Below are 25,208 nucleotides of genomic sequence, written 5' to 3'. Positions count from 1 at the left end.
GCCAGTTTGCGGCAAGAAAAAACCCCTTGGAATCTCTCAAGGGGTTGATACATGTGGCTACGCTTGCTCAGCGTTACTTGGCACACTTTTCCTTTTTCTTGGTTTCGATTTCCTGCACCAGGCCATCTTCAATTTCGACCTCTACGCAAGCGCCTTTGACTAAAGGCCCATGATCGTTTTCAAGCTCAGTGTCTTTCGTTACATTCAGCTTGCGGCCACCGATTACCCATGTCCCCACATTTTCCTGCGGACGGCTCTCAATCACGCCATAGAATTCTTCATCAGCCGCCTGGGCACCAAGAGACAAGCCGGATAATACGCCTGCACAGCAGATCGCCAATAGGGTCTTTTTCATACGTTCTCCTCATATGAACCACGTCATGGTAATGAAAAATTTCATCACCTACAGGGAATAGTTCCCCATGCTTCATAGAATGTCAACCGCTCAGCCCAGCTTGAAGGCCTGCTCAAACTGAACCAGGGAGATAGGAGCACCGAACAGGTAACCCTGATACGCCAAGCACCCTTCATCTGCCAGAAATCTTTGCTGCTCTTGGGTTTCAACGCCTTCCGCAATGACTTTCAGCCCCAAGCCATGACCCAAGGCAATGATGGTACGCACAATAGAGGCATCGTTGGAGTCAATCAGCAGATCCCTCACAAAGGACCGGTCAATTTTCAGTTGCGACAATGGCAGACGCTTCAAGTAGGACAATGAGGAATAACCGGTACCAAAATCATCCATGGAAAAACCAACCCCCATGGCTTTTAGCGCATTCATCTTGACGATCACGTCCTCAATATTGTCCACCAGCATGCTCTCGGTCAGCTCAAGCTTGAGATAAGCAGGATCAGCCCCTGTCTCCTCGAGAATGAGTAGCACCTGCTCAACAAAATCGGGCTGGCGGAACTGGCGGGCGCTGACATTGACGGACAGGCTCAAGCGAGCAGTTTCTGTCTGGTGAGACCACAACACAAGCTGACGACATGCGGTTTCCAGCACCCAGTTACCAATCGGCAATATCAAGCCAGTTTCTTCCGCCAGAGAAATAAACCCTGCGGGTGACAACAGGCCATGGCGAGGGTGCTGCCACCGCAATAAAACTTCTGCGCCGAACAATTTGGCCTTTTCATCTACCTGGGGCTGATAGAACAGTATCAGCTCATGGCGTGGCAGTGCTTGTCGCAAATCCTCTTCCATGGCTGCCCGTTCACTAATCAAGGCCTGCATGGCAGGATCAAAGAAACGGAAGGTATTCCTGCCCGCTGACTTCGCCTGGTACATCGCCAGATCGGCACGCTTCAAGAGCTCATCTACGGTAACCTGCTGCTGAGGTCCGAATAAGGCGACGCCGACACTACTGGAAGAATAATGCTCATAGCCGGCCAGATGAAAAGGCTGGAAGAAAGAGGCGAGGATTTTTTCCGCCACCGTACGCGTCTCTTGTGCCGCCAGTTGTAGGTCTTTGCTCAGTCCGTCCAGCACCACCACAAACTCATCACCACCGAGCCTGGCCACGGTATCGCTGACACGCACACTTTCTACAATACGCTGCGCGACCAGTTCCAGCAGCATGTCGCCAAAATCATGGCCATGGGTATCATTCAGGGTTTTGAAATTATCAAGATCAATAAACAGCAAGGCTCCCGAAGTATTCAGCCTGATGGAATTCACTAGCACGTATTCCAGCCTATCCAGCAATAACAGGCGATTGGGCAGGTTAGTCAGCACATCGTAGAAAGCCAGATGCTGAATCTTGCTTTCAGCCGCCTTACGTTCTGTAATATCACGCTCAACGGCTACCCAATGAGTATATTGCCCCGCTGCATTCGCAATCGGCAGGATATCCATTTCCAGCCAGATTTCTTCACCATTTTTCTTGTAATTGATTAACTCAGTCCTGATGGACTCTCCATTCTTTAGTGCCGCTTTGACCTTACTGAGCTCTTCCTGTTGAGTATTGGGTCCATCCAGCAACCGTAGAGGCTTGCCGATCACATCCTCAGCGCTGTACCCGGTCAATTGCTCAAATGCCTTATTCACAAAAATAGTGTGGGGGCTATGTAATCCGCGAGGGTCAGCCTCGGCAATCAGTACGATATCGTTCAGGCGGGCAATACTGGTTTCAAGCAACCTGAGCTGGTCTTCTGCACGGGCCCGCTCAATCGCAATCCCCACAATATGTGAGCAGGCAGCGACCAGGTCCATCTCTTCACTTTCCGGAACGCGAGGATGCTTTCCATACACGGCAAAGGTGCCCAATACCTGCTGGGTACTGGAAAAAATAGGCATGGACCAACAGGCGCGCAAATCATATTGCTGGGCAATTGCACGATATTCTCTCCATAGTCTATCCTCTGCAATATCTTCCACAATAACGGTTCTGCGCTCGTAAGCTGCCGTGCCACAAGACCCGACAGAGGGTCCAATTTTTAATCCGTGCAGTGCATCCAGATACCCATCAGGCAATCGCGTCGAAACCGCGTTCATGAAGCACTCATCCTTGTCCAGCAACATGATGGAACACATGACTTCTGGAGATTGCGCCTCTATCAATTCTACCGCGGCATGCAAGGTTTCATTAAGTACGCCCCCTGCGGCAATTTTCTCCAGCAATGCCCGCTGCTCAACCCGCAGCAACTCCTGTCTTTTTTCCTGCTCAATATTCTCTACCACCTTGATCAGGTGAATCGGTGCACCATCAGCACCCAACACAACGGATGCACTGATCCGCACCCACACCGGCCGACCTGATTTTGTCCGGTAGCGCTTTTCAACCACTGAATAGCTGATTTCCCCATGCAATAAACGCTGCCGATTCTTAATCGCTTCAATGCTGTCTTGTTCATAAATCAGGGCATCACAATCAAGCGCCCTTAGTTCATCCTCTGAATACCCTACGATGTCGCAATAGGCAGGGTTGGTCAGGATGAAACGTCCCTGTATGGTGATCATTGCAATCCCGGCAGCAGCGGCACCAAATGTCAGCTTGACCAACTCCTGACTCGATTGCAGTTCTTTTTCAATCAGCTTTCGCTGCAGGATTTCGGCATTGAGGTCGCGCGTACTTTCCTGCACCTTGCGGCGGATCTGCAGGTTCCAGAACAACACCAGCGCCATGACAATACCGACAATCAAGGTGATCAAGGCAAACCAGCGCACCAAATGCGCATTATTCGCCGCCGTGGGCCGCATAAAACCGGATAAGTCATAGCCAGGCTTGGCAACCCCGACATCGGTCATGACCTTGGCAATAAACTCCCAGCGCGCCTGATTCATATGCCCGATTTCCACCACTTCCGGCATGATGTGGCGGTGCATGTCACGAGCTTCGTACATCAGTTGCTTCATGGTGACATGCCGCTCGACCACACCCGGCATGGTTAAAATCAGCTGGGCAATTTCATGCGGGTTTTCCAGGGCATATTTCCAGCCTTTCAGGCTGGCGCTCACAAATGCATCGACTCTATCAGGGTGTGCAGATACTTCAGCCTCAGAGGTGAACAAGGTATCGCCATAGAAATCAATGCCGTAATCCATACTGCTCAAAATGGCGGGCTCTATCCCCAGCTCCAGCATGCGCAATGGCTCTACCGTGGCATAGGCGGATATCACATCAACTTTATCTGCCAGCAAATCATCCAGATTACGGCTATGAGGGACTATCGTCAGCTTGCGGATATCAACCCCCTCCCTCAATAACAAGGCTTTATGCTGTGCGTCGCGATTATCGCCAGCCAGCATGATGCGTTTGCCAACCAAGTCTGCGGGTGTATTGATATTGCTCGATTTCTTGCTGAGCAAAATATGGGGAGTGTGTTGGAATATGGAAGCCAGGGCGACTAGCGGCTCCCCCTGAATACGGGCTAATACAATTTCCGAGTCGCCTACGCCAAACTGGACGCGACCGCTCACGACCTCATTGATCGGTACACGCCCCTTGCCACCTTCAAGGATTTCTACATCCAGCCCGGCATCTCGATAATATCCTTGTGTCTGGGCTGCATAATATCCGGCAAACTGAAACTGGTGATACCACTTAAGCTGAAGTTTGACTTTCTCCAGAGGCGCTGCCGAGACACCAAGCGCGGATGAGGAAAGTATGAGAAACAGCACGACCGATGTGATCGTACTAGATATTGAAAAACGCTTGCCAGCTAATACCCCATCAAGCATAGCAAACCTTCTTTGTGCCATTCTGAATTCCCGATGCTCATATTTTATCCATTTTTATAGCGGCAACAATGCTGAGGATGACACGCTGATCTTTTATCAGGAGCTACCAACTCTAAAGATCATACTGAAGATTTATCGGTAAATGTCATGACCAATACATCGCGATAGGCAGGCAACGCAGGATCAATCTGCTCCACTGGCGTCACCCCGTGCATGCGGCGCTTGTCATCCACCAACGCCCAGTCCAGCGGATTCGTCAGTGTAAAGCTATCCAGCACCTGCTTGTTCAAATCATGTAATGTCGTCGTGCCACTGGAAATATTGACCCGCTTGACCATCATCACCAGCACATAATCCACGCCATCCCTGTGTACTCCCTCAGGAGCTGGTTGTCCATGTTCCTGCTGGCTGGCTTCTATGCGAAACTGATGGCATTCAATATGCCAGCGCGCTTTAGGGCGCATCTGGCTAAATAAATCACGACAGAAATGCAACACCCCCTGCATGCTCTGCCCTTGCACAATAGCATCAGGAATCGGCTCATACATACGTGCCACCCCACCATTCAATGAGTTGTACTCACGACTCTGGTAATGCGGCTGATGAGGCTCCAGCAGGATAACCCCTTCACTTTCCGCGCTCAAGGTAGCAAAGCGTCGACGCCGGTAGCGACCACCATCCGCCATATACTCATCCAGCGGCATACTTTCCCAGCTGGCATCAAAAACTGCCCAATCATCAAGTGCATCGACATGCTTTTCCAGCAACCAGGCACGTGCCTGGGCAGCACTGACAAAACTGAATCCATCCTCTTGGATTTTTGTCGCCAGGGATATCACATCTGTTACCTGCTGATCGCTCATAAATACTTATACCTTGGAAAGATAAGCATATTAGCGAATCACACCGCATCTTTGAAATAAAGTTGTTGACGGATGGAACTAAATAACTAATTATTTAGTTATGAAAAGCGTTCGCGACATCCCCCAGGAGTGGAAAGACATCTCTGATTTATTCGTAGCCCTTGGTGACGAGCACCGGCAACGTATCCTGCTGTCATTCGAATCGGGGGAACAACTCAGCATCAGACAGATCGTCGAGGCATCCACGCTGAGCCGCACTGCAGTTACTCATCACCTTAAAGTGCTGGAGCAGGGAGGAGCGCTTAAAAGCCAGAAAGTCGGCAAAGAAGTACTGTTCGGTATCGACAAGCACCATATGCAGATCGCGTTACAGAACGTATTGCACTACATCAATGAAGACATCTAAACCCAAGGAGACCCCATGCTGTTGTCATTAACAAGATGGATCACCAGGCTGCTGTTCCGTGTTGAAGTCACCGGTCAGCAATATATTCCCGCACAGGAAAAACTGCTGATCATCGCTAATCACGAATCTTTTTTGGATGGATTTCTGCTCGGCCTGTTCCTGCCTGTACGTACCACCTTCATCGTGCATACAACTGTGCTGGATAACTGGTTGTTTCGTCGCATTCTCAGTTATGTTCCTCACTTGGCCGTGGACACCAACATCCCGCTGGCGATGAAAAAGGTCATCCGCTTACTGGAAGCAGGCGAGTCGGTCATGATCTTCCCGGAAGGTCGTATCACGCTGACAGGCAGTCTGATGAAGGTCTATGCTGGCCCTGCATTTGTTGCAGCCAAGACCGGTGCCACTATCTTGCCAGTACGCATCATGGGCGCTGCACGTAGCTGGTTTGGCCGACTGGGCAGTGATTACCCGCACCAGCTTTTACCAAAAATTACCCTCTCCATCCAGCCACCTACACATATCGCCATGCCGGAGGCCCCAACTGCCAAGGTGAGACGGCGTATGGCAGGTGAGCATATGCAACGCATCATGCAGGACATGCTGTTCACCTCGCAACCGATCACTACCATTTACAGTGCATTCATCGACGCCGTAAATACTTATGGTAAGCGAACCAAAGTGGTAGAAGACGTACAAATGCTGGAAGAAAACTATGGTGACCTGCTGAAGAAGAGCCTGGCACTGGGCCGCCTGGTTGAGAAAGTCACGCAGCAGAATGAAACAGTAGGCGTCCTGATGCCGAATGTCACCAATACGGTTTGCCTGATTTTCGGCATGAGCGCCATGCAACGCATCCCGGCCATGTTGAATTACACCGCAGGCACCAGTGGCATGCAGAACGCATGTACAGCCGCCGCCATTAGCACCGTCATCACTTCAAGAAAATTCCTTGAGGCAGCCAAACTCACCGAAGCCGTGGGGAAACTGCAACAGCTGAATATCGTTTACCTGGAAGATTTACGCAGTCAATTCACCTTGCCCGACAAGTTGTGGCTGATGGCCTATGCCATCTGGCTCCCTTCCCGCATAGAAAAAAACCGCAACCCTGATGCCCCAGCCGCTGTATTGTTTACCTCGGGTTCAGAAGGTAAACCCAAAGGCGTCGTGCACTCCCACCGCAGCATCATGTCGAATATCGCGCAGATTCGGGCGGTAATCGACTTTTCACACAAAGACAAATTCATGATGGCGTTACCGCTATTCCACGCATTTGGATTCAGCTGTGGCGGCATCATGCCCTTGGTCTGCGGCAGCAAGGTCTTTATTTATCCCTCCCCGCTGCATTACCGCGTAATTCCCGAAGTGGTCTATGACCGTGGTTGTACCGTAATTTTCGGCACCAGCACCTTCCTTGGCAATTACGCCAGGTTTGCTCATCCTTATGACTTCTACAAGATGCGCTATGTTGTCGCAGGTGCGGAGAAACTCAGCAGTGAAGTACGCAAGTTATGGATAGAGAAGTTTGGCATCCGCATTTTGGAGGGATATGGCGCAACAGAGTGTGCGCCAGTATTGGCAGTGAACACGCCGATGGCGCACCTTGCTGGCACGGTAGGAACATTGTTGCCATCGCTGAATTACAAATTGACACCTGTGCCCGGGATAGAAGAAGGTGGCCTGCTCCATGTAAAGGGGCCTAACGTGATGCTCGGTTATTATCTCCATGATCAGCCAGGGAAGCTGCAACCGCCTCCCGATGGCTGGTATGACACTGGGGATATCGTCAATATTGATCCCAATGGCTTTGTCACGATTTGTGGCCGGGTAAAACGCTTCGCCAAGATTGCGGGTGAAATGGTTTCACTGGAAACCGTGGAGCAACTTGCCAATACCGCCTCACCCGAACACCAGCATGCAGCCACCACACAAACTGACATACAGCGCGGCGAGAATATCGTGCTCTATACCACCGACTCCAACCTGAGTCGTGAACCGCTGGCAATTGCAGCCAAAAAACTGGGCGCCAGCGAACTGGCGATTGCACGCAAGATTATTGTCGTCAAATCCTTGCCGGTGCTTGGCACTGGCAAGACAGATTACGTCTGCCTTAAACAGATGGCTGAAAATGCTTAAGCAGACAAGGCAACCATGAAACATACTGACTCCCTAATTTCACGCGGCATGATTGCGGTCATGATTGCGCAGTTCATTTCTGCGCTGGCGGACAACGCGCTACTGTTTGCTGCCATTGCCTTGCTCAAGGCGGATATGGCACCTTCCTGGCAAATTCCGTTGCTGCAGGAATTCTTCGTTATTGCCTACATTATCCTGGCCCCGTTTGTCGGCCCCTTTGCCGACAGCTTGCCCAAGGGAAGGGTGATGCTGATCGCCAACACCATGAAGTTCCTTGGTGCAGCATCCATGCTTGCAGGTCTGCATCCATTACTGGCATACGGCATGGTCGGACTTGGCGCAGCGGCGTACTCACCTGCCAAATACGGCATTCTCGCCGAAATGGTCAGTTCCGATAAACTAGTCAAAGCCAACAGTCTGATGGAAGGCTCAACCATTATCGCCATTCTGTTGGGTGCAGTGCTCGGTGGCTTGCTGGCCGATAATTGGCTGGATGCTGCGCTTTATATCGTGGCAGGCTGTTACTTACTGGCCGCTGCCGCCAACCTCCTGATCCCGCGCCTGGCTCCTTCTCACCCGGTGGAGACCTTTGTACCCATGGTCTTAATCAAGGATTTTCTTCAGGCTACGCGCAAATTGATGAGCAATAGCGATGCGCGCTTTTCCATTATTTGCTCCAGCATTTTCTGGGGAGCCGGTAGCACTTTGCGTTTCCTGCTTGTTGCCTGGGTACCAATTGCGCTTAATATCACCGACCTCAGCACTCCAGCCAACCTCAGCGGCGCAGTGGCAATAGGGGTAGCCATAGGAGCGATTGCCGCTGCCCGCTATGTCACTCTGCATACGATTAACCTGGCACTTCCCGCAGGTGTACTCATCGGTTTGCTGATTGTAGGCTTCGCCTTTTCGAGCAATCTGTATATGGCGGCAATCTGGCTCATCCTGATCGGCTGCTGCGGCGGCTTTTATGTGGTGCCACTCAATGCCTTGTTACAGGAGCGAGGGCATCACTCTGTAGGCGCAGGCCATGCGATTGCCATCCAGAACCTGTTTGAGAATTTCTGCATGCTGATCATGATGGGGTTCTACATTTTGCTCAGCCGACAGCAAATGCCCGTCGTCCCGGCCACTGTGGCTATTGGCCTGCTGGTATTTCTCAGTATTGGATTATTGGCCTGGTTGCGTCTCAGAAGTGTCAGAATTATCTGACAGGCATTTCAGCTGAAATCCTAACCTACTGTTGAGCTTAACCATTTATATTGGTCGCACATGACAATTTGTGAAGGAATAAACAAATGAAAAAATTGACTGCTTTTTTCCTCCTATGCGGATTCATCTTACTGACAGGCTGTAACACCATGAAGGGTGCTGGTCAGGATATCCAGCGCGGTGGTGAAAAACTTGAAGATGCGGCTGATCGCCATAAGTAAGTAAACCGGATGCATCCAGCAGCTCATGAAAATCATGAGCTGTTTTTAATGGCTAACACCCATGCGTAGAACATCTTAGACGCGTACAGTCTGCTTCACGTACTGCACAACAGTATGCTCACTCTGAAAACACGCTAAGGAGATCTACCATGTGGACCAAACCAGAAGTTACCGAAATGCGTTTTGGCTTTGAAGTAACCATGTACGTTTGCAATCGCTAATTAACTACCAAGTTAATGCATGCATGTAAGATCAACGGGAGCTCAGGCTCCCGTTTTCTTTTCAGGCTCTCTCTTCTTGTTTGAACCAATCCTGCAGGAAATCGGCAAAAGTCCTCACCATCAGGGATGATTGCCTGTGCTGAGGATAGAGCGCATAGATAGCCCCAATGCTACCGGTAAACTCTTGTAGCACCGCTACCAACTGCCCGGATTTCAGGGCTTTTCTGACATAAAACTCCGGTAGCCCAGTAATGCCCAAACCAGCAATTGCCGCCTCGCACATCACTTCCCCATGATTGGACCTAAGCGTGGGATGTACTTGTATCTTGAGAGTTTCCCCATCTTGCTCAAACACCCACTCTCCTGCCCGAGAAGTAATACATTGATGCATGCCTAATTGCATGGGTAACTCTGGCATGCCATAACGAGCAATATAACTTGGGCTACAACAATAAATCAGTGAGGAATCCGCCAGTTTACGGGCTACCATCCCCTCGTCTGGATGCTTGGTGATACGGATCACCATATCGTAGCCCTCGCCAACGACATCGACCAGGCGGTTATCCACATCCAGCGCGACTTCCAGCTTGGGATGCTGCAACATGAAACTATTGAGCGCGGGTGACAATACCATGCTGGCAAAAGAGACTGGCACTGACAGGCGCAACAACCCGCGTAACTCCCCACTGCTGCTGGAAACCTCTTGCTCGGCCTCAGTGACCTGAAGCAAAATTTCCAGACAACGCTCAAAAAACACCTTACCAAGCTCCGTGGGCGACAGCTTGCGTGTAGTGCGATTCAATAGACGCGCACCTAACCGCTGTTCCAGATCCATGACACGGCGACTAACCAACTGTTTACTAATCCCGAGTTGATGCGCCGCCACTGTGAAGTTACCTCGCTTGACCACTTCGGCATAAATCCGCATTTCGTCTAACTGACTCACATTGTCCACCTTTAATTGACAGTCTTACTAATTCAAGGTGGATTATCAACATAACTCTTCAATACTACAATGTACTCATCCCATATTAATCAGGAAATCACTCATGAATACTCTCTCAAACACCACCCTGCTGCTTGGCCGCGCATTTCTGGCACTCATTTTTATTGCCAGCGGTTTTGGCAAACTGGCAGACCCCAGTGGCACCATTGCCTATATCAGCAGCGTTGGCGCTCCATTGCCTGAACTGGGCTACGCCATTGCACTGATTGTAGAAGTCGGCCTTGGGCTCAGCTTGTTGTTCGGCTATCGCACCAACATCTCTGCAACCATCCTTGCTGCTTTCACATTGGCCACTGCGCTCATGTTTCATAATGACTTCAGTAACCAGATTCAATTGATCATGTTCCTCAAGAACATCGCCATCATTGGCGGACTATTGCAGGTGTCGGTTCATGGTGCGGGTAGCTATAGCCTGGATCGTCTACGTCGCTAAATAACGCCACCGTAAAACGCCATGGCCACGCCCCAGCGTGGCCGTTGTTGCTGACTCACCTACAGGAACTCAAGCATGACTACCTTATTTATCTCGCATGGCGCACCCACATTGGCTATGGAGCCAGGTGCCACTGGTCGCTTGCTGGCAGAATTAGGGCGGTCGTTACCCCAACCAGATGCCATCCTGGTCATCTCAGCGCATTGGGATACAACCCAGCCACGGGTAAGCGCAGTTGAAACACCGGAAACCATCCATGATTTTGGAGGTTTTCCACGCGAAATGTATGAGATGCAATACCCAGCGCCAGGAGCGCCAGACCTTGCTATGCGTGTGGTGGAAGCACTGGCTGACTCTTTTCCTACCACTAGCATGGATGCAAGCAGAGGACTGGATCATGGTGGCTGGGTTCCCTTAATGCTCATGTATCCCCAGGCAGACATCCCGGTGACTCAACTTTCCATCCAGAGCCATGCTGGGCCATTGAAACATTATCAAATAGGGCAAGCACTGACGGGCCTGCAACAGGAGAATATCTTGTTGCTTTGTTCCGGTGCCATCACCCATAACCTGCACGATTTTTTCACCGCAGAACGTGATGCACCAGTATTAGATTATGTCCCGGCATTCACCAATTGGATGGCACAGAAAATTGCCGACCACGATATCGACGCCCTGCTCGACTATAGAACCCAGGCACCGGGCGGTCATCGAGCCCATCCCCATGAGGACCACCTCATGCCACTGTTTGTCGCATTAGGCGCTGCGCAAGGTAGCGGAATACGTTACCAGCCAGAGAATACCTACGGCATATTGGCGATGGATACTTACGTGTGGAGTTAACTGGAACACTACTGGTGAATGCATTAACCAGAGGGAGACAAACGCCGGTGGTCGTGGTGGGAGTCCGTCATATAGTCTAATCAATATATAAAGAGCCGATACCATGACAATCTGGGCCCTATTTTATTCGAGGGAGCGCTGGCATCAGCAACGCTACTCATATTGCAGGATTATTGACCTGCCCCTGTCGGCACCACAAATCCCTTAGGCAATAACACCCAGATGCGCCCTGACTGCTTCATGGAGCCCGCCTTCTGCCCTGCTGCTTCACCGGCACCCCAGAAGAAATCTGCCCGCACACCGCCTTTGATAGCACCGCCAGTGTCCTGGGCCAGCATCAGGCGATTTAATGGCGCGCTGCTATTGGGATAGGTAGTCGCCAGAAAAACCGGCGCACCGAGCGGGATATACTTGGGGTCAACCGCTACCACGCGTTCGCCCAGGATAGGCACACCGAGCGAGCCAAGAGGTCCAGGCAGGCCAGCAGGAAGTTCACGAAAAAACACATAACTGGGATTGGTATTAAGCAATTCCTGCAATTTGCCTGGATTACTGCGCGCCCAATTCTTGATGCCCTGCATGGAAGCCTTGTCCAGCGTCAACTCACCTCGCTCCACCAAGGTACGGCCTATGGATTGGTAGGTCATGCCATTCTGGTCTGCATAGCCCACATGGACTTCCTGACCATTATTAAGCTGCACCAATCCCGAGCCCTGCACGTGCAGGAAGAATAGATCAATAGGATCACTCACCCACAATAATTCATTGCCCTGTATGGGCGCTATGCCACTCTCAATCTCGGCACGGTTATAGTAAGGCAGGAGCTTGTTGCCCACCAGCCGCCCGCGCACCCGCTTGTTGGCAAGCTCGGGAAACAGGCTGGCAAGCTCCACGGTGATCAAGTCGGCAGGACGCCCATAGAGTGGATAGCGATATAGCTCACTGCGTGTACGACTGCCTTTGAGCAAGGGTTCGTAATACCCGGTGATCATGCCGCTATCGCTACCGTCCGCATTGGTAGCCTGATACACATTGAAATATTGCCTGAAGTAACTTTGCACCATGGCATCAGTAGGGCTGGCTGGCAGCTGGCTCGCGGCTTGACAGGCAGCTTGCCAGGGCTGGCGATTTTTCAGGGTGGTGCAGCCTTGCTGCCAGGCAGGCCAGGCTTTGGCCAGATCAGCCTGCTCAAAACCGGCCAGCGCACTCCAGTCTGCTGACTTTAACAAACCATAGTCAGGGATTTTGCTGGCCGATGGTTTTTCTACAGGCGGTTGCTTGGGGACTTCAGGAACGGGTAATGCCGGTTGTGGAATAGTCTGCTGGGGCGCAGGGCATGATGGGCAGGCTTGTGCATGATCATCCAGCTTAACGTGCTTGTGGTCACCACAAGCTGCCAATAACAACGCCAACAATAAAGGCAGGTAACTTCTGATCAATCTCATGCGCTCAGGCTTAATGCAACACTCTGGGCATATTGAGGGTAAAAGGCGCGATCTCGCTGTCAAACTGCGTGCCATCCTCTGCCGTCATATGATAACTGCCTCGCATCGTCCCCACCGGGGTCGCCACGATAGTGCCACTGGTGTACTCGAAATGTTCGCCCGGCTTGAGCAGGGGCTGCGCTCCCACGACGCCGAGGCCTTTCACTTCATTGACCTTGCCGGTAGCATCGGTAATGACCCAATGGCGACTGATCAGTTGTGCCGCCACGGTGCCAGTGTTGGTAATGCGGACCGTATAGGTGAACACATAGCGATTCTGCTCCACGTCCGATTGATCTGGCACAAACGCCGTGTCTACCTTGGTCGAGAACTCATAACGCTTATGTTCTGACATATCAGTCCTCAGGCAATCAAGCCGCTGGTAGGCGAACTGGGAGAAGCAGAATACAGCTTCTTGGGCATACGGCCTGCAAGGTAGGCTTCGCGCCCGGCTTCAACCGCTTTTTTCATCGCTCCTGCCATCAAGACCGGATCTTTCGCCGCCGCAATAGCAGTATTCATGAGTACGCCCTGACAACCCAGCTCCATGGCGATGGCCGCATCGGAAGCGGTACCCACACCTGCGTCCACCAGCACCGGGATCTTGGCATTATCAATAATGATCTGCAGGTTCCATGGATTGAGTATGCCCATACCGGAACCAATCAACGAAGCCAATGGCATGACGGCAGCACAGCCCAACTCTTCCAGTTGCTTGGCAATAATCGGATCATCCGAACAGTACACCATGACATCGAAACCATCCTTGACCAGGGTTGCCGCGGCCTTGATGGTTTCCAGCATATTGGGGTACAAGGTATTAGGATCGCCCAGCACTTCCAGCTTGACCAGCTTGTGTCCATCCAGCAACTCACGCGCCAGCCGCAAGGTGCGCACGGCATCATCCGCAGAATAACAGCCTGCGGTATTGGGCAGATAGGTAAACTCTTCTGGCGGCAGGAACTCGAGCAATGAAGGCTCACCGGCATTTTGGCCGATATTGGTGCGACGAATCGCGACGGTAATGATTTCCGCGCCACTGGCGTCTATTGCTGCACGTGTTTGCGCAAAATCCTGGTACTTGCCAGTCCCCACCAGCAGGCGCGATTGGTAACTCTTGCCTGCAATATTCAATGTATCCATTAACCGCCTCCTACTGCGCCGACAATTTCTAGTTTGTCATGGCTATTTAACACCGCATCGGCAAACGCGCCGCGCGGGACGATTTCACCATTTCGTTCGATTGCCAGACGCTTGCCGGTCAGGCCAAGCTTTTCCACAAGCTCGCCCACTGTCAGGCTTTCAACCTCGAACTGCCGTGAATTCCCGTTGATGGTCAGATGAATCAATTGAATACTACCTAGTGAAATACACAAGAATGATTAGATATTTGGCGAACATCCCGCCATCCCTGTATTTTACGTAGGTTCATGGGCAATTAGCAAACCAGTTTGGAAAACTGCGTGGGCAGGAGGACAATTGCTGAATAGCAGGGTAATTACCTGACTGATCTCAAATTCCGATGAAAATGACCGATAGTAATATCACAGTACCACCATGCACGCTGCCGCCCTGCTTGACGGGATATGCAGTGGCATATAGGCTTGCGCAGGTTCTCCCGAGCAATGGCAACATCATAATAATGAGATAGACAAGGCAGATAAATTGTCACAGCAGCCATCCCCCACCTCCGAAGAGTTATTTCAGGCCGGCCTTGACGCCGAAGCTGCGCACAATGATCTTGAAGCCCTCTATAAATTCACTGCAGCCCTGGAGTTGGGCAGCAACCAGATTGCCATCTGGCTCAAAATAGGCAATCTTTTCCTGCGCACCATGAAATACCAGCAGGCAGCAGAAACCATGGAGTTTGTCGTGGGCATGGAACCCGGTAATCTGCAGGCCATTTACGGCCTCGCCATTTCCTATTTCTATCTGGGTCGACTGGAAGAAGCCTGCGCCTTCATCGACCATGCAGTAGAGATGCAGCCCGATAACTCATCGTTTGTACTGGATCGCGCCAATATCCACTCCATTGCCCGCCCTGACCCCCAGAAAAAACTGGCCCTTTACCGTGAGTGGGGACAGCGTTTTGCTGATCCCCTGGTCAACAGCAGGCCCTTCCACCATGACCGCGCCCCAGACCGCATACTGCGCATAGGCTATGTGTCAGGTGACATGCGCGACCATGCCGTGGCTTACTTTATGGAGCCAGTGTTTGCCCATCATGATCCCAAGCAAGTGGACGTGCATGTGTTCTCCACCTCCAAACAACAGGATGCAACGACTAAGCGCCTGAAAATACTGGTACCACATTGGCACGATGTTTCCCAAATTACTGACGATGCGCTTTACCAACTGATCCGCAAGGAAAAGATTGATGTCCTGATCGATTTGTCTGGTCACACACAAGGCCATCGCCTCTATGTGTTTGCCAGACGCGCAGCCCCAGTACAAGTTACCTGGCTGGGCTATATCGGCAGTACCCTGGGCATGAAAGAGATGGATTACCGCCTCACCGACTGGGGCATGGATCCGTTCGGTAATGAGCAATTCTATCTAGAGAAACTGTTCCGCTTGCATTGCATGGCGAGTTATATTCCTCCGGCCAATGCGCCGCTGGAAGCCGCCCCTCCAATGCTGCGGGGCAACCCGCCTACACTGGGATCGCTCAACAGCTCACGCAAGTTGACCGACCAGACTCTGCTTGTGTGGAAACGCATTCTGGAAGCCAGACCAGATGTTCAACTGCTTCTCCACGTACAAGAAACCACCATTGACGATGCAGTGCATACGATAGAGCCACGTCTGGTAGAACTTGGACTGCCCCTGGACCGCATCATCGTTTCGCCCATAGTATCCATGGAGGAGTTCATGTCCCGTGGCGATATTGTGGATATTGCGCTCGATAGTTTCCCGATTTCCGGTGGTACCACCACGCTGCATAGCTTGTGGATGGGGCTACCGATCGTGGCCATGAACGCCACTGATGCTGTTTCTGCCTCGACCTCCACCATACTGAGAGGCCTGGGTCTGGAGCAATGGATTGCCGATGATGAGGAAGCCTATATTGCCAAGGTGCTGCACCTGCTTGACCATCCGGAATTACTGACTGAGTTCCGTAGCCGGGCACGCCCGTTGCTGCAAAAGTCACTTTTGATGGACTATGCAGGCCGCTGTCGCGACCTGGAAACCAGTTATCGCCAGTTATGGCTCAATTACCTGCTGGGCAAGGCAAAATTCCTCATGGTGCAGGCGCCATACGCCAATGACTTGCAACAGCTACGTGCGGCCCATGAGCCATCACAAGGACAATCCAAATGAGTGTGCGTACTGCCATCCCGCTTCTGACTCCGCTCTTGCCAGACCGGGATTCACTTGCGCCTTATCTCGCCCAGCTGGACCAGAACCGCCACTACTCAAATTTTGGCCCACTCAACACCGCACTGGAACAGCGCCTGTCCTCGCTGTTTGAAGTCCACAGCAGCCACCCCATGCATGTCACCACCACCAGTAGTGCCACGCTTGGCCTGGAGCTGGTGCTCAGCAGTCTGGACCTGCCTCCAGGCAGCAAGGTGATCGTCCCGGCGCTGACATTTGTCGCCTCCCTTACCACCATCATCCGCGCGGGCTATATTCCCGTGATTGCCGATATAGACCCAGATAGCTGGTTGCTTACACCGGCCATTGCTGCAGAAGCGGCTACTCAAAGTGGTGCAAAGGCCGTGCTTGCGGTCGCGGCATTTGGCCAGCCGCAAGATACACTGGGCTGGAGTGAATTCCAGCGCCAGTCTGGCATCCATGTCGTGATTGATGCTGCAGGAGCATTTGGCAGCCAGTGGGTAGAGGCGCCAGATATCCCCGTGGTTTATAGCATGCACGCCACCAAATCGCTTGCAGCAGGCGAGGGAGGGATAGTCGTCAGCGGCAACGCCACCGTCAATAATACCGTGCGCCAGCTGAGCAATTTTGGCATCAACCTAGATGCCAATGCCGGCTTCCCGGTCGGCCACCTTTCCTTTGTAGGCAGCAATGCCAAACTTTCCGAGTATCATGCGGCCGTGGCCCATGCCAGTCTGGATCAATGGGATGCCCAGGCCACCCTGAGACATCGTATTTATCACGACTACCGTGAGGCCCTGGAACATAGCTGTGGTGACAGCCTGCAATGGCAAATAGGCATACGATTAGCGGCCCCGACTATTTTCTGCGTACGCATGGCCGCAGAAGCGCGCGACCGGCTGGAGAAGATTTGCCAACATAGACAGATTGCCACTCGCCGCTGGTATCAACCACTGTTGCACCAGCATGCAGCCAAAGTAGCGCCCATCATCAAACAACCCACCCCCATCGCTGAAGCGGTAGCGAATGGACTGATTGGGCTGCCGTTTTCTACCTTTATCTCGAACCAAGACATTACCGATGTAGTAGAAGCCGTGAGCCTCGCCATCGCGAATATCGCGCCTATCAATCAATTGAAATGAGAATGAACATGGACAACATCGACACCTTTATTGAGAAATTCATCACCGCAGTGGACTTTCAGGAAGCGGTGGAAATCACCCCGGACACCATCCTCAAGGACTTGCCGGAATGGGATTCCCTGGCAGCGCTGGGCGTGATTGTCCTCAGTGATATGGAATACGGCAAAACCATTACTGGCGAACACTTAAAGCAAGTGAGCACCGTCAACGATCTCTATCAGTTACTGAATTAAGTTGTCGATATGGCCACTTCAACGCTAAAAAATGTACGTTTTGCCGGCATGGCGACTTGCGTGCCCAAGCATGTGATCCACAACGTTAATGATGTGCCGCCACACCTGCGCTCTGAACGTGAGCGCCTGGTGCGCAATATCGGCATAGAGACGCGCCGGGTATGCCCGGACTGGCAATGCTTTTCTGATTTAGCATACGACGCTGCCGACAAGCTGCTGAACGACCTGCAGTGGTCACGCGATGAAGTGGATGCCTTGATTGTGGTGACACAATCCCCTGATTACCTGGTACCGGCCACGGCCATCATCCTGCAGGACCGGCTGGGCCTGGCGCATTCGACGATTGCGTTTGACGTCAACCTGGGCTGCTCGTCCTACCCATTCGCCTTGCAGATCATGGGCAGCATGATTGCTTCAGGCGCGATCAAGAAAGGGCTGATCCTGCTGGGTGACCGTTCCAGCTACAAGCACAAGGACCCATTAAAAGATCCTCTGTTTTCAGACGCTGGAACGGCCACAGCACTGGAGTACAAAGAAGGTGCACCGCCCATGTACTTTGACCTCAACAGTGATGGAAGTGGTTACAAGGCCATCATCGTGCCGGTGGGTGGCCATAGAAACCCGTTCCAGCTTGAGCATGGCATTGCCCGCAAGGGAGACGATGGCTTCTGGCGCTCAGACCTGGACCTGATCCTGGATGGCCCAGCCGTGATCAGTTTCTCTACCCAGCGCGTGCCGCCCATGGTGGAAAAACTGCTTGGATATGCCAATATCGCCAAGGATGAGATCGATTACTTCATCTTTCACCAGGCCAACCGCATGATCAACGAAACCATACGCAAGAAACTGGGCCTGCCTGAAGACAAAGTCCCGTCCACCCTGCGTGAATTCGGTAACACCAGCGGCGCATCGCTACCTGTCACGGTTACCGTGCGCCTGCGTGATCAGCTGGCTGCGGGCAAGCAACGTTTGTTGTTGTGCGGCTTTGGTGTGGGCTTGTCATGGGGCGGTGCAATTGTGGATGTGGAAGATGCCATCTTCCCACAACTGATTATTTCATGAGTGTAGTGCAGGATCCTTTTTCACTCAGCGGAAAGCGTGTGTTGGTCACGGGGGCTTCTTCCGGCATCGGCCGACAGATTGCCATCACTTGCTCGCAGATGGGCGCACAAGTTGTCATTAGCGGGCGCAACCCTGAACGCCTGCAGGCAACGGCGGCAGCCCTTCACGGGGAGGGCCATATCGCCATCACGGCAGATTTATCGCAGCAGGAAGGTATAGATCAGCTTGTAGCAGTGTCAGACACACTCCATGGCGTGGTGCATGCAGCGGGCATTTCCAAGCTGGTGCCTTTTCGCCTGATCAACAAACAGCATCTAACCGACATCTTCGACAGCAACACATTTGCCCCAATGCTACTGACCAGAGGCTTGCTCGCGAAAAAACGTATCGCCCAGAACGGCTCCATCCTCTTCATCTCAGCGCTGTCATCACATAGTGGAGCACTTGCAACATCGGCATATGCGGCAAGCAAATCTGCGCTACTAGGTGCCATGCGCTCACTCGCATTAGAAATCGCAAAGCAAGGCATGCGGGTCAACTGCATTGCACCCGGTTATGTGCATACGCCGATGCTGGATGGCCTAGGGCAGGGTGGAGGCAATATGGATGCTCTATTTGACCTCACGCCATTAGGAATGGGTGAGCCAGAGGATGTGGCTTATGCGTCAGTATTCTATTTAGCGGATGCAAGCCGCTGGATCACGCGCAATTATTTTATTCTAGATGGCGGCTTAAGCACACCTATGGATATCTACGCGTGAACATACCTGTCATTAGCCCTTTTTCCCTGGAAGGAAAAACTATCTTGGTCACCGGAGCCTCTTCTGGCCTGGGCCAACATATTGCCATTCGTTTTGCTCAGCGCGGCGCGCGCCTAATCATTACTGGGCGTGACAAAAGCAGGCTACAAACCACCTATGACCAGCTAAAGGGAGAAGGTCATGTACAGGTCACGGCAAACCTGACTATCGCAGAAGAAAGAACCTTTCTGGCAAAATCCGCTAGCAACCTTAATGGGCTAGTCCATTGTGCTGGCATACAAAAACACTGCCCGATCAGGCAGCTATCCGAACAGCTCATGACAGAAATGTACCAAGTCAATTTTCTAGCTCCTGTCATGCTGACACAAAGCCTGCTCCAAGCAAATGCCATCGCCCAGCAAGGATCCATCCTCTTCATGCTCTCAACCGCTGCACATATCGGCACGCGCGGGCTGGGTCCATACTCCGCCATGAAATCAGGCCTGATAGGCATCATCAAGTGCTTGGCGCTTGAGCAAGCCAAACGCAAGATTCGTGTCAATGGCATCTCACCATCTGTCATTGCTACCCCAATGTGGGATGTACATCAAGAATTGCTAACACAGCAAAAAGCCCGGCATCCACTAGGGTTGGGAACCCTGGATGATGTCGCTAATGGCGCAATTTATATGTTATCTGACGCCAGCCGCTGGGTCACAGGCACCAGCCTGGTCATGGATGGTGGAGCAGTCATTTGATGAAGAAAGCCTATATCATCGGTGCCGGTGGCTGGGGACGCGAAGTACTGGTGCAAATGCGCGATGACCCTGCATGCGGCAAGGCATGGGAGATTGCAGGTTTTCTGGATACACGCCCACACATGCTTGATGGCATAGACTGTGGCGCGCATATCGTGGGAACCCCCCTGACACACATGCCACAAGACGATGAAGTGTTTGTTTGTGCCATCGGATTGCCTCTCGGACGCGAACAATATGCACAGCCTCTGCTCGACAAGGGCGCACAATTCATCCATATCCGCACCCCTTACAACACCGACGGTTACATCAGCGTACGCGTCCATCTTGGCACAGGGTGCTTCTGGGCCGCGCGCGTACAGATCAGTCCGGATGTTCACATCGGAGATTTTGCCAATATCCATAGCGCCACCATCATCAGCCATGACGTGCGCATCGGAAATTACGCACAAATCGGTGCCATGGTCTTCATCGGTGGCGGCGCACAGATTGGCGACCATGCCATTGTATACCCTCATGCCACGATTACCCCAGGTATCAAGATAGGCAAGGGCGCCACCGTAGGTGCTGGGGCAGTAGTCATCAAGGATGTGCCGCCCGGCGCCACCGTCTTCGGCAACCCGGCCAAAGTGATTTTTTAATTGTGCATAGCTGACAGGAAGAATTAATGCAATCCCGCATGCACCCCAAATATTACCTCTCGCAAGAAATCTTTGACCGCGAGCAGATCAAGATTTTTCGCAAGGTGTGGTTGTTTGCTGGCCTGACTTCGCTGGTCGCGGAAAATAACGCATTCATCACGCGCAAGATCGCGGGCATTCCCGTCGTCATCCAAAATTTCAAAGGGGAGATTAAAGCATTCGAGAATATCTGTTTGCACCGCAGCGCACCTTTGCAACAGGGTTTTTGTGGACGCCGCGCCTTGGTATGTCCTTATCATGCGTGGAGTTATGACGCCACGGGCGCCGTCAAGAATATCCCTGATTGCGAGGCGATTTATCGCTTCAGTGCTGACGAAAAACAATCGCTGAAACTACGTGAGTTTGCCTTGAAACAAGTCGGCAGCATGTTGTTCATAAATCTGAGCACCGAGCCAATGGCATTCGAAGAGCAGTTCAAGCCAGAATTTGTCGCACTGATGGAAAGCGCTGCGCAATCCTTTGACACCGAGGTGATGGTGACTACCTGGCATGGTAAATTCAACTGGAAGCTGGTGTATGAAAACCTGCGCGACTTCAACCATGTCAAGTTCCTGCATGCCAAAAGCCTGGCGGCAATCGCTGACTTCCCATTCGAAGCTCCTATCCAAGCAGATCTTGCGCTAACACCATTGGAAGACATTTCCATCCCAGGCTTGCGCAAGGCCATGCGTCCATTTAGCTACGGTGGCCCTGAAGGTAAAATCGACGCAGTACGACCAGTACCCTGGCTGAACATGGTAGAACGCTGGGGAACAGAGGATGCCTATTTCAACTGGCTCGCCTACCCTAATCTGCATATTGCCTGCGGCAACGGTGGTTACTCGTTTACCATTGAACACCATATCCCGATAGCACCGGGCCAAACCGATATTGAGATTTACTTCATCACAGCGAAAAAGAAACAGCCTTATGCAGCATCGTATCAAGTTCTGCTATCCAATATGCACTACAGCAAAACCATCCTGACCGAGGATATTGATATGCTGGAGCAAGTGCAATCCGCGCTGCATATTGACGCACCAATACCCACTCAAGGCGCGTACGAAAGTACCAATCGCCAGATCGAACGCTGGTACACAGAACTAATGGAGACCGAGCATGAAATCTAGATGGGTCGTAGGCACAGGAGATTATCTGGACTTAGCCTATCATGCCTGGACACAGGCATCTGCCACCGAGGATGTGCAGAAGATCACAGTACCCCAAGGGGCAGATTATGAGTTTGATTTATCCATCTTCGACACCTTGCATCCAGAGCTTGGTGATGTCTTCATTGCCGTCGATGACCGCTTTGGCAATTTCAAGCGCATGGAGCTATTTCGCGTTGCATTGGAGCGAGGCTTTACGCTGTCCTCCTTTGTAAGTGCGAATGCAGATGTTGCCTCAGAGGCTAAGATAGGCAAGAACGTTTTCATTGGCCCCCAAGCCATCATCGGCCATCACTGCAAAATAGAGTACAACAGCGTTGTCCATGCTGGTGCGCAGATCGGTGCCAATAGTCACCTGCGCGCATCCGTATGGATAGAGCCAGGCGTACAGATTGGCTCCAGAGTAGAAATCGGTACCCATGCCATTATCCGCACGGGTGCTATCGTGCGTAGCGGTATCAAGGTGGGCAAGGGTGCAGAACTGGGCTGGCCCCAGCTATATAGCGCTGACATAGCAGATAAAACCGTTTATGACACTCGCTATGATGAACCGATTCTTGTTTACGGCAGCTAATCATGCAATCCCGCATGCGGCCCGAGTATTACCTCTCGCAAGAGATTTTTGAACGCGAGCAAGCAAAAATCTTTCGCAAAACATGGCTGTTTGCGGGCCTAAAGGCACTGATACCCGACCATGGCAACACCATGGTCCGCATGCTTGCTGGCTTCCCGGTCACAATCAGTAATCACTATGGGGTATTTCAGGCTCATCATGGACAAGAAGCCCAGGCTATCCAGGCCGTTGGCCAGCTCTTGTTCGTCAATCTTGCTCCCGACCCCATGCCAATTCATGATCATTTTTCTCCCAGCTTTTTCTCATCCCTGGAAAGCTGTTCCACAGCTTGGGGCTCTGAAGTATTACATACTGTTTGGCATGCCAAATTTAACTGGAAGCTCATCTTTGAAAACCTGCGCGACATGAATCATGTGCGCTTCCTGCACGGCGGTAATTTTGCCAACTATCTGGACATGACCATTCCCGTGCCGGAAGAATTGGCAGAGGAGGCTGCACAACCGCTTGACGACACCTCCGCACAAAGCCTGCGCGCCGCAATCCGCCGCTTTAACTGGGGAGGAGCCACGCCAGTCCTCATTCCCCATCGCCGCAAAGTACCATGGCATGCCATGGTACAACCTTGGGGAGGTGAAGACCGCTATTATGACTGGCTAGCCTATCCCAACTTGCACATTGCCAGTGGCAATGCTGGACACTCTTTTACCTTGGAGTGTTACACCCCAGTTTCACCCGGCAGAACAGATGTTGAACTCTTCTGGATCATGGCCCGCAAGACCCAAGATTTTGATTTTTCATCCCAGGCATTGCTCGCCAATATGCATGGCAGCAAACAGATCGTCGGGGAAGACATTGCAATGCTAGAGGCCGTACAAAACGTACTACATTCCCGGGCCCCCATGCCTCATCAAGGTGCTTATGAGGCACAAAACCGTTTGATTGAACGTTGTTATGCCACCCTGATGGATACAGAAAGCGAGTTTTGAATGCACAAATCTAACTCTCCTCATCTGCCAAGCATGAGTGGTGCATTTTACACTGCCCTACAATCCATGCAGAACGATCCCTTGTTCAGCATCCCCCCGGATGTACGGGCCACCATTGCAAGAAATGGCAAGATGACGAAAGTTGTCTTACTCGGCACCCAAGGGCTTGGCAAATATTTGTTAGATATAGTCGCATCAAAACGTCACTGCGATGTCATCGCAGTAGTGGATGACCCTCTCAGTGAGCGGGAATCAACCTACAGAAACCTGCCGCTACTGACAACATCTGACTTCCTTGCATTGTCCAGGCAAATCCGTGACCTGGTCGCCATCAACACCTGCGGTCATGAAAAACCAAAGCAATTCTTCACCCGGATCTGCCATGACAATGGCATCGCCTGTATTAATTTTGAGCAAGCCATCCGTGCATTTGGTCTGCACGGCAAACTGGATTGCCGAGTTGAGGACTGGGGGCCGGAGATCGCTCGCAATGCAACGCGCCTTGAGGCACTAGGCAAACGCATGGCGGATAACCAATCCGTCACAACGCTGCATGCATTGCTGACGCATTACCTGACTTGCGATCCATCGTATTTGCAAGCTGTGCAATTACCCTATTCCAGCCTGTACTTCGGCTCCGGCCTACTGGATTTTGGCAATCAGGAAAAAATGGTGGATTGTGGTGCATCCATCGGGGAGTCGCTGCAAGGATTGATTAAACACACCCAGGGTGAATTTTCGCATAGCTGGATAATCGAGCCCGATCGCAACAATCTGGCAATCCTACAAGCCATCATAGATGGTTATCAGGGTACTGCACTGGAAAACCGGATCAGCCTACACGCTTGCGGCGTCGGTGAAACCGCACAGCAAGTTTGCTTCACCCATGAAGGCGGACATGGCAGCAGCATTATCACAGACAGCACTGTAGACGAAGTCAATATGATCGAAATACGTCCAGTGGACGACATCATTGATGATGCCCCGACCTTCCTCAAGATGGATATCGAAGGATCAGAATTACCCGCATTGAAAGGCGCACGCCATACCATCACCACCCATAAACCCAAGCTGGCCATCTCTGCGTACCATCGCTCGATGGATTTACTGGATCTGACTGACTATGTACTGTCACTGCGCCCGGATTACCGCGTAGGGTTGCGCCATCACACCCCATTCCGGTGGGATACCTGTCTATATTTTTACTAAGATGACAATGAATATCCAACGACTGGACCCGCTGACCTATATGCTCATTATTTCGCGCAACGATGAAGACTTTCCTGCCGAAGCGATAGAGTGTTACAGCCCAGTTTTGCCCGGCAGAACAGATGTTGAGCGTTGTTATGCCACCCTGATGGAGACCGATCATGAGATCTAGATGGATCATCGGCGGGGGAGAATACCTGGACCTGGTATATCACGCGTGGAAGCAGGCCAGCCCGAAAGAGGATTTGCCATGACCTCCTCCATCAGCGCCAGTGCCGATGTAGCAGACAAAACCGTATACGACATCCGTTAGATGA

General features: G+C 51.9%; 27 protein-coding genes. 19 read left to right on the top strand and 8 right to left on the bottom strand.

Annotated features, from left to right (window positions below; translation table 11 throughout):
* Nucleotides 1-73: 73 nt before the first annotated feature.
* The 3 genes from LG201_RS11515 to LG201_RS11505 all read right to left on the bottom strand — a co-directional run bounded on the left by LG201_RS11515 (nt 74) and on the right by LG201_RS11505 (nt 5,040).
* Nucleotides 74-355, bottom strand: coding sequence for a DUF5666 domain-containing protein (locus LG201_RS11515; protein ID WP_226772349.1), 282 nt, complete (start codon nt 353-355; stop codon nt 74-76).
* A 90-nt stretch (nt 356-445) separates the two neighbouring features.
* The gene (locus LG201_RS11510) at nt 446-4,198 is read right to left on the bottom strand and encodes an EAL domain-containing protein (RefSeq protein ID WP_226772348.1); all 3,753 of its coding nucleotides are present in this window, start codon (nt 4,196-4,198) and stop codon (nt 446-448) included.
* Nucleotides 4,199-4,296: 98 nt separating this feature from the next.
* Entirely contained in the window at nt 4,297-5,040 is a 744-nt protein-coding gene (locus LG201_RS11505; protein WP_226772347.1) for a 2OG-Fe dioxygenase family protein, read from the bottom strand.
* A gap of 100 nt (nt 5,041-5,140) precedes the next feature.
* On the opposite strand from LG201_RS11505, the gene LG201_RS11500 reads away from it, so the two are divergent.
* The 5 genes from LG201_RS11500 to pqqA all read left to right on the top strand — a co-directional run bounded on the left by LG201_RS11500 (nt 5,141) and on the right by pqqA (nt 9,233).
* Nucleotides 5,141-5,446, top strand: coding sequence for an ArsR/SmtB family transcription factor (locus tag LG201_RS11500; protein WP_226772346.1), 306 nt, complete (start codon nt 5,141-5,143; stop codon nt 5,444-5,446).
* Between the two features lie 15 nt (nt 5,447-5,461).
* Nucleotides 5,462-7,582 (top strand): bifunctional acyl-ACP--phospholipid O-acyltransferase/long-chain-fatty-acid--ACP ligase, encoded by a 2,121-nt coding sequence (gene aas, locus LG201_RS11495; RefSeq protein WP_226772345.1) that lies wholly within the window; start codon nt 5,462-5,464, stop codon nt 7,580-7,582.
* 15 nt (nt 7,583-7,597) lie between these two features.
* Nucleotides 7,598-8,791 (top strand): lysophospholipid transporter LplT, encoded by a 1,194-nt coding sequence (gene lplT / locus LG201_RS11490; protein ID WP_226772344.1) that lies wholly within the window; start codon nt 7,598-7,600, stop codon nt 8,789-8,791.
* 86 nt (nt 8,792-8,877) lie between these two features.
* Nucleotides 8,878-9,012, top strand: coding sequence for an entericidin A/B family lipoprotein (locus LG201_RS11485; protein WP_226772343.1), 135 nt, complete (start codon nt 8,878-8,880; stop codon nt 9,010-9,012).
* A gap of 149 nt (nt 9,013-9,161) precedes the next feature.
* Nucleotides 9,162-9,233, top strand: coding sequence for a pyrroloquinoline quinone precursor peptide PqqA (gene pqqA, locus LG201_RS11480; protein WP_081774944.1), 72 nt, complete (start codon nt 9,162-9,164; stop codon nt 9,231-9,233).
* A gap of 61 nt (nt 9,234-9,294) precedes the next feature.
* Here pqqA and LG201_RS11475 read toward each other — a convergent pair whose 3' ends face one another.
* Nucleotides 9,295-10,179, bottom strand: a complete 885-nt coding sequence (locus tag LG201_RS11475; protein ID WP_226772342.1) for a LysR family transcriptional regulator — start codon at nt 10,177-10,179, stop codon at nt 9,295-9,297.
* A gap of 103 nt (nt 10,180-10,282) precedes the next feature.
* Here LG201_RS11475 and LG201_RS11470 point away from each other — a divergent pair, with 103 nt between their 5' ends.
* Nucleotides 10,283-10,672 carry a DoxX family protein gene (locus LG201_RS11470; RefSeq protein ID WP_226772341.1) on the top strand — a complete coding sequence of 130 codons (390 nt, stop codon included), beginning with the start codon at nt 10,283-10,285 and terminating at the stop codon, nt 10,670-10,672.
* 75 nt (nt 10,673-10,747) lie between these two features.
* Entirely contained in the window at nt 10,748-11,515 is a 768-nt protein-coding gene (locus LG201_RS11465; protein WP_226772340.1) for a DODA-type extradiol aromatic ring-opening family dioxygenase, read from the top strand.
* A gap of 170 nt (nt 11,516-11,685) precedes the next feature.
* Here LG201_RS11465 and mltA read toward each other — a convergent pair whose 3' ends face one another.
* The 4 genes from mltA to thiS are packed head-to-tail and all read right to left on the bottom strand — an operon-like array spanning nt 11,686 to nt 14,348.
* Nucleotides 11,686-12,960: a murein transglycosylase A gene (mltA, locus tag LG201_RS11460; protein WP_226772339.1), complete on the bottom strand. Its 1,275-nt coding sequence runs from the start codon at nt 12,958-12,960 to the stop codon at nt 11,686-11,688.
* Between the two features lie 10 nt (nt 12,961-12,970).
* A complete protein-coding gene (gene apaG / locus LG201_RS11455) occupies nt 12,971-13,354 on the bottom strand; it encodes a Co2+/Mg2+ efflux protein ApaG (protein WP_226772338.1) in 384 nt (127 codons plus the stop codon).
* An 8-nt stretch (nt 13,355-13,362) separates the two neighbouring features.
* A complete protein-coding gene (locus LG201_RS11450) occupies nt 13,363-14,142 on the bottom strand; it encodes a thiazole synthase (protein WP_226772337.1) in 780 nt (259 codons plus the stop codon).
* Complete coding sequence (gene thiS, locus LG201_RS11445) at nt 14,142-14,348, bottom strand: sulfur carrier protein ThiS (protein ID WP_226772883.1); 207 nt, start codon at nt 14,346-14,348, stop codon at nt 14,142-14,144. Before thiS ends, LG201_RS11450 begins: the two co-directional genes overlap by 1 nt.
* A gap of 316 nt (nt 14,349-14,664) precedes the next feature.
* Here thiS and LG201_RS11440 point away from each other — a divergent pair, with 316 nt between their 5' ends.
* From LG201_RS11440 to LG201_RS11385, 12 genes are read left to right on the top strand one after another with little or no spacing between them, the layout of a single operon-like run.
* Nucleotides 14,665-16,320, top strand: a complete 1,656-nt coding sequence (locus tag LG201_RS11440) for an O-linked N-acetylglucosamine transferase, SPINDLY family protein (RefSeq protein WP_226772336.1) — start codon at nt 14,665-14,667, stop codon at nt 16,318-16,320.
* On the top strand, nt 16,317-17,480 hold the full coding sequence (locus LG201_RS11435; protein WP_226772335.1) for a DegT/DnrJ/EryC1/StrS family aminotransferase: 1,164 nt from the start codon (nt 16,317-16,319) through the stop codon (nt 17,478-17,480). Before LG201_RS11440 ends, LG201_RS11435 begins: the two co-directional genes overlap by 4 nt.
* Nucleotides 17,481-17,488: 8 nt before the next feature.
* A complete protein-coding gene (locus LG201_RS11430) occupies nt 17,489-17,713 on the top strand; it encodes an acyl carrier protein (RefSeq protein ID WP_226772334.1) in 225 nt (74 codons plus the stop codon).
* A 9-nt stretch (nt 17,714-17,722) separates the two neighbouring features.
* Nucleotides 17,723-18,775, top strand: a complete 1,053-nt coding sequence (locus LG201_RS11425) for a ketoacyl-ACP synthase III (RefSeq protein WP_226772333.1) — start codon at nt 17,723-17,725, stop codon at nt 18,773-18,775.
* Entirely contained in the window at nt 18,772-19,536 is a 765-nt protein-coding gene (locus LG201_RS11420) for an SDR family NAD(P)-dependent oxidoreductase (protein WP_226772332.1), read from the top strand. The genes LG201_RS11425 and LG201_RS11420 overlap by 4 nt, the downstream gene beginning before the upstream one ends.
* A complete protein-coding gene (locus LG201_RS11415; protein WP_226772331.1) occupies nt 19,533-20,273 on the top strand; it encodes an SDR family NAD(P)-dependent oxidoreductase in 741 nt (246 codons plus the stop codon). The genes LG201_RS11420 and LG201_RS11415 overlap by 4 nt, the downstream gene beginning before the upstream one ends.
* Nucleotides 20,273-20,914 carry an acetyltransferase gene (locus LG201_RS11410; RefSeq protein WP_226772330.1) on the top strand — a complete coding sequence of 214 codons (642 nt, stop codon included), beginning with the start codon at nt 20,273-20,275 and terminating at the stop codon, nt 20,912-20,914. Before LG201_RS11415 ends, LG201_RS11410 begins: the two co-directional genes overlap by 1 nt.
* Nucleotides 20,915-20,940: 26 nt before the next feature.
* The gene (locus LG201_RS11405; RefSeq protein ID WP_226772329.1) at nt 20,941-22,083 is read left to right on the top strand and encodes an aromatic ring-hydroxylating oxygenase subunit alpha; all 1,143 of its coding nucleotides are present in this window, start codon (nt 20,941-20,943) and stop codon (nt 22,081-22,083) included.
* Nucleotides 22,073-22,696, top strand: coding sequence for an LbetaH domain-containing protein (locus LG201_RS11400; RefSeq protein ID WP_226772328.1), 624 nt, complete (start codon nt 22,073-22,075; stop codon nt 22,694-22,696). Before LG201_RS11405 ends, LG201_RS11400 begins: the two co-directional genes overlap by 11 nt.
* A 2-nt stretch (nt 22,697-22,698) precedes the next feature.
* Nucleotides 22,699-23,682 carry an RHO alpha subunit C-terminal catalytic domain-containing protein gene (locus LG201_RS11395; RefSeq protein ID WP_226772327.1) on the top strand — a complete coding sequence of 328 codons (984 nt, stop codon included), beginning with the start codon at nt 22,699-22,701 and terminating at the stop codon, nt 23,680-23,682.
* Nucleotides 23,683-23,715: 33 nt separating this feature from the next.
* Nucleotides 23,716-24,891, top strand: coding sequence for an FkbM family methyltransferase (locus tag LG201_RS11390; RefSeq protein ID WP_226772326.1), 1,176 nt, complete (start codon nt 23,716-23,718; stop codon nt 24,889-24,891).
* A gap of 7 nt (nt 24,892-24,898) precedes the next feature.
* On the top strand, nt 24,899-25,063 hold the full coding sequence (locus LG201_RS11385) for a hypothetical protein (protein WP_226772325.1): 165 nt from the start codon (nt 24,899-24,901) through the stop codon (nt 25,061-25,063).
* Nucleotides 25,064-25,208: the final 145 nt, after the last annotated feature.

Origin of the sequence: Methylobacillus gramineus, assembly GCF_020532675.1 — a bacterium.
In the GTDB taxonomy this organism is placed as follows: domain Bacteria; phylum Pseudomonadota; class Gammaproteobacteria; order Burkholderiales; family Methylophilaceae; genus Methylobacillus; species Methylobacillus gramineus.
Note: the sequence above shows the minus strand (reverse complement) of the source record. Positions and strands in the feature narration are given on the sequence as shown.